General features: G+C 35.2%; 3 protein-coding genes and 2 pseudogenes. All 5 read left to right on the top strand.

What is annotated here, in order from left to right:
* Positions 1–70 precede the first annotated feature (70 nt).
* Positions 71–397 (top strand): annotated as a pseudogene (locus AFK68_RS43445) (pentapeptide repeat-containing protein); the annotation flags it as partial.
* A gap of 236 nt (positions 398–633) precedes the next feature.
* A pseudogene (locus tag AFK68_RS45110) lies at positions 634–1,640 on the top strand (pentapeptide repeat-containing protein); the annotation flags it as partial.
* Position 1,641: 1 nt separating this feature from the next.
* Positions 1,642–3,684: CHAT domain-containing protein (locus AFK68_RS13755; RefSeq protein WP_210407393.1), on the top strand; the 2,043-nt coding region annotated here is incomplete at its 5' end.
* Positions 3,677–4,201: a prepilin-type N-terminal cleavage/methylation domain-containing protein gene (locus AFK68_RS41665; RefSeq protein ID WP_094673294.1), complete on the top strand. Its 525-nt coding sequence runs from the start codon at positions 3,677–3,679 to the stop codon at positions 4,199–4,201. The genes AFK68_RS13755 and AFK68_RS41665, both read left to right, overlap by 8 nt.
* 874 nt (positions 4,202–5,075) lie before the next feature.
* Entirely contained in the window at positions 5,076–5,765 is a 690-nt protein-coding gene (locus tag AFK68_RS13745) for a hypothetical protein (RefSeq protein ID WP_094673293.1), read from the top strand.
* The last annotated feature ends 3 nt before the right edge of the window (positions 5,766–5,768 follow it).

Genomic DNA, 5,768 nt, shown 5'->3' with positions numbered 1-5,768 from the left:
CAAATATATATCTAGGGCTAAGAGCTTTACTACGAACAAAAACTTTTTCAACTTTCAGGAATAAATAATTATGCTAATTCATTCATCTAAACAACCACGCAGAAATCTTCGAGGTCGTTCATTTAAAAATCAAGATTTAACTGGTAAAGACTTTTCTAATGCAGATATAAGAGGAGCAGATTTTACCGGAGCAAATCTCACGGGTGCTAACTTCAATTATGCTTTAGCAGGATTAACAAAATCTCAGACTAGACTTATTTTTCTTCTGGTAATTATCTTATTTTTAATTGCAGGTGTAGGTGCAGGTGGTGCTACTGTTATTCCCATCAGACTTATCTCTAGCAAAAGAAGTCAAGTAATTCCAATTCAGATTGGTGCAGTTATTTTTCCTCTCCTANTAGACTTATTTTTCTTCTGGTAATTATCTTATTTTTAATTGCAGGTGTAGGTGCAGGTGGTGCTACTGTTATTCCCATCAGACTTATCTCTAGCAAAAGAAGTCAAGTAATTCCAATTCAGATTGGTGCAGTTATTTTTCCTCTCCTAGAATTTATCAATATTGGTTTATTAGTAATAATAGTTCGCCAGGGAATTAAAAAAATTTGGTGGCATTTATTTAGCCTAATTATTCTGATGCTAACAATAGCTGTAATATTTGCATCCCTCGGTCTTGATGACGAAAAAATAGTAAATTTTTTTAGTTTTTTTGGAATGACAGATACATCCTCTAACACAGTTATTAAATTGTCAGAGTGGATGACAGATTTTAGATTTGGTGAAATGATTAGAGCCTTCATTAATTTCTTCACTAATAATGACGATTCTGAAAATAAAGCTGTGATTATAATTTTCAGCTTTTTTATCTCTGCAATAGCAATATTAGTGTTAATTTTTACTCTCAGTTTAGGAATAATTTTAGCCGAAATTATCTCTGGTAAACGGCTAGTAAATTCAGCATTAATCTGGGTGAATATTATCACAGCAGTTGGAACAGGAATTGCTGCTAAAAATCAAATAAAAAAATGGGAAATAACTTATGTCGTAATGCTAACCATTCTGGCTATCGCTATTTCTTTAACCCTAATATTAATAACTAAAAATCTGGCAAAAAAGATATTAGAGGAAGACGAAAATAATCTGTTCATTCTAAAATTTGCTGTTGCCATTGGAACCCTAGGAGGCACAAATTTTTGTAATGCAAATTTAACCGATACCGACTTTAGTCATGCCATTCTTAAAAGCACAAATTTCCGATTTGCTAATACCACCCGCACATTCTACCGACAAACCAAATATTTAAAATTTGCCAGAGTCGAAAAAACCATCTTAGAAGATATAAAAGTCAGAGAATTATTAATAACTGGATGGGGAAAAGACCAAGAATTTATAAGTACCAACTTAAGAGGAGCAAACCTCATAAGTGCCGACCTTAGTAACGCCAATTTAAAACTAGCAGACTTAGGCGAAGCTTCCCTACAAGCTGCCAATTTAAACAATGCAAATTTAACCGAAACATTAGCAATAGCTACTAACTTTACCACCGCTCAAATGTCAGGAACTTGTTTAGAAGGTTGGAATATCGACCATACAACTATCCTCGATAATGTTGAATCAAAATATATCTATTTATTAGAAGAAGCNGAAGCTTCCCTACAAGCTGCCAATTTAAACAATGCAAATTTAACCGAAACATTAGCAATAGCTACTAACTTTACCACCGCTCAAATGTCAGGAACTTGTTTAGAAGGTTGGAATATCGACCATACAACTATCCTCGATAATGTTGAATCAAAATATATCTATTTATTAGAAGAAGCCAAACCAGAAACAGATGATAGAGAGCGTCGCCCTAGTAGTGGATATTTCCAAGAAGGAGACTTTACAAAATTATTCAAAGAAGTCTTAAATACTGTAGATTTAATTTTCCGAAATGGAGTAGATGCCAAAGCTTTTATGTCATCCTTCCAACAAGTACAAGTGGAAAACCAAGGCATCCCCATGAAAATTCAAGGCATGGAAAATAAAGGTGATGGAGTAGTAGTAATTAGAATAGATGTACCCCCAGAAACTGAGAAGGAAAAAATCCATCGGGAGTTTATGGAATTCTATGATGAAAATGTCAGAGTGCTAGAAGAAAAATATCAGCAAGATCTGGCAAAAACAGAAAAAAAAATTACTCTATATCGTCAACGAACGGAGCAAAATGAATATCAAATATTCCTGATGAATCAGATATTAAAAACCCAAAATTCTGCTCCTGTCACTGCCAGAGAAAAATTAGTTACTCTCAACTTTGAAGGAGGAAACTTTGCCACAGGTTTTCCAGTTATTAGAGCTAATATTTGGTCAGACGCTCATCATTTACCAATTTCTTTTTCCAGTAGCTTACCCGCAAATTCAGAAATTCCTCAACTCTATCAAAACTGGAGTCAAAAATATAAACAATTAAGACAATTATATCGAAATTTAGGCTTGCTTCCTAGAATCAAAATGAAGAAAGAGCAGACAACAAATTTTTCCAAAAAAGATATGGAAAAAGAAGCTCAGAAAATAATTATTCAGATTCGGGAATTAGAAAAAGAATTGCAACCTCTCCTCAACAACTGGTTAAATACTTCAGATTTTAACCGCATCGAAAAAGAACTACGAACTAAATTTAACCCCTCAGACAAAGTTCGACTAATTATCCAATCAGAAGATGTTTTAATGCAGCACATTCCCTGGCACCTATGGAATTTTCTCTCCAATTATCAGTTTGCCGAAACTGCCATAGTTTTGCCAGAAGCTAACCGAGTCGAAAAGCTAAATATTGCTAGGGAAAAAATCCGCATCTTAGCAATATTTGGAGATGACAAAGGACTAAATATTGAAGCAGATAAAAAATATTTAGAAAGTCTGCCAAAGGAGGTGGTAAAAACTGTTTCTTTAGTCAAACCAAACCCCCAAGAATTAGATCAAAAATTATGGGATGAAAAAGGTTGGGATATTATTTGTTTTTCCGGTCATAGTGAAAGTGAAGCCGATCTAAGTACCGGATATTTTTACTTAGACAACCACATCAAAATGACAATTGAGGAATTAGAAAATGCTCTAACAGCAGCCATTAAAAAAGGATTACAATTAGCCATCTTTAATTCTTGCGATGGTTTAGGTCTAGCTCAACAACTTGCTCGCTTACATATTCCCGCAATTATTGTTATGCGAGAACCTGTTGCAGATTTAGTCGCCCAGGAATTTTTAAAGCATTTTCTCCAATTATTTTCTAGTGGTAAATCTTTATCTATTTCCGTGCGACAAGCTAGGGAAAAATTAGAATATTTAGAAGATAAATTTCCTGGTGCGACTTGGTTGCCAGTTATTTGTCAAAATTCCGCAGAAATACCTCCAACATGGCAAAGTTTATATGGAATTAATCAGCCTAACTTTGCCGAAACTTTAGCCGAATTAAGGTTAGCTATTGAAGCCGAAACTTGGTTAACTTCAGCAGACAAAATAGAAGCTTTAAAACAAGTGGATATTTTGACAAAAATGAAAGAATTTTTTACAGTTGAAAATCAAGAAGCTGTCAAGTCATCCATGAGAATATTAAGAGGTATTGTTGCCGAACATCCGGCAGCAAACTTAATGGATGAAGCCTTAAATAAATTGTCAATTTACTTTTTAAATCAGGGGAAGCATGAATAACTTATCTCTCAAACTTTTACAACTTTTAAACAAACAAAATAATAATCGTGGATTTACTTTAATCGAGTTATTAGTAGTCATTATTATTATTGGAATTTTGTCAGCCATCGCTCTTCCATCTTTTTTAAATCAAGCAAATAAAGCAAAAGAAGTTGAACCAACAATTAAGATAAATGCTGCTAATAAAATGCAAATGAACTACTATTCTGAGAATGGTGAATTTAGTAGAAATTCAGCAGATGTAGAGTTACCTATCCAAACAGAAAACTATGTATATGATGTTCCAAGTAACATCTTATTTTTTCCAATTCCTCCTGAATTATCAATTATTATGGGTCAACCTAAAGATAATCAACTTAGATATGTTCTAGGAGTTACATACATAGAAAATGATGGTAATTCTCATCAAAGAATATGTAAATCTAAAGCTAATCTCACTGAATTATTTGATTTAGCTAGCATACTTATTCAAGGAAAATGGGATGAAGCAGATGCTAAATATTGTAGTGGTAAGTAATACTAAATTAGCTAATTTATAATTATCGGTACTTCAGCAAAAAAGTTGATGTATTTGCCTTCTCCCTATTAGCTTTGAAGTAATTTTCGCTGTGAAAAATATCAAAGTACCGAAGAGGCAATTATTAATTATTAATTGTTGAAAGCGGTTTTCCTGCACGGTAGACCACAGTAGGGACGTTCCATGGAACGTCCCTACTGTTTTTTGTCTGTGACTTGAAGTCATAAATATGAACAGAGTTGCATACACTAATTCTTCTTTTTTGCAACAGAACCATTTTTTTTTGTTGAAAATCAACAAAGTTGAAAAATACTTTTGTCGATTTTCACTTAATTTAGGCTGAATATATTGCTACAACTGCTTTTGCTAACTTGTCAAAAAGTTGTCTATCTTTACTGTCGATCTTCGACAATACTTTGATTTATCTATCCTATACTCATAAATGAGATGACTAGCAACCGCATTTTTACCGAGGTATTACTATTAGGACTTACGCAGTACAAAATATTTTCGTCATTGCGACCGACAGGGNGTCTATCTTTACTGTCGATCTTCGACAATACTTTGATTTATCTATCCTATACTCATAAATGAGATGACTAGCAACCGCATTTTTACCGAGGTATTACTATTAGGACTTACGCAGTACAAAATATTTTCGTCATTGCGACCGACAGGGTTTGCGAAGCAGTCCGGAACGGATAGCAATCTCAAATCCTAGTTTTTCCTACCTCATGCGTAAGTCCTGACTATCTTAAATTTGAATATTTAAGCAGTCCTATTTATTTAGTATACCTTCGCGAATTGCTGACAAATAAGAAATTTTTCTTAGATATCTCAAAAACTCACCGTTGTGTTCATTATCGAAGTAATTATGGGTAATCAAACAAATTATCAAAGACGCCACCTAACAAATTTAACCAAAGCAATTTTAGCAGCGATCGCCTCTAGTTTTGGTGTCGGAGTTAAAGCTGCTCTAGCAGATCCACCACCTGCACCACCACCTCAAACCCTATTACCTCCAGTCTTCTGCTTCCGGTTTACTGATATTAAAGCTGTGGAAGACGATCCAGAAGGAGATAAATTTCAACTCGCCTTTGAAGTTCTCAACTGGTCCAACCAACCTGCTTCCGGGGTTCGTATTGCCCTCACCGAAGGAACAAATAGTTTTGTTACCGATGGTGCAGCTCCCACTTTTGCGGGTGCAGGAGTCGATCGTAACGGTCGCCCTAATGGTCCAGATGCAGACCCCCTACCAGGAAATCAACTATTTACCAACGGTGGTCAAGTCGTGGAATCAACTGAAACAGCAATTCAATGGGATGCCACTCAGGTAGACCTGAATACCTTTGCTAGCGGACCAATACCAAACCGGGACTTGCTTGGTGTTGGAGAGAGAAACACTCCTGGTGCTTGCGCTTTAGTTCCTGGTTGTCGAGTTGTCGGCCACCCCAACCCTTTCTTTGGTAGTCCTGTAGTTGCTGACTGGGAGACCATCGACAACGGTAATAATGTCTTGGATGGTTTTGTAATTACAGTGATGATTTCGATGAATCAGAGGTAATTT

Origin of the sequence: Hydrocoleum sp. CS-953, assembly GCF_002260545.1 — a bacterium.
Taxonomy (GTDB): Bacteria; Cyanobacteriota; Cyanobacteriia; order Cyanobacteriales; family Microcoleaceae; genus Trichodesmium.
This window is presented reverse-complemented; position numbering and strand designations above follow the sequence as displayed.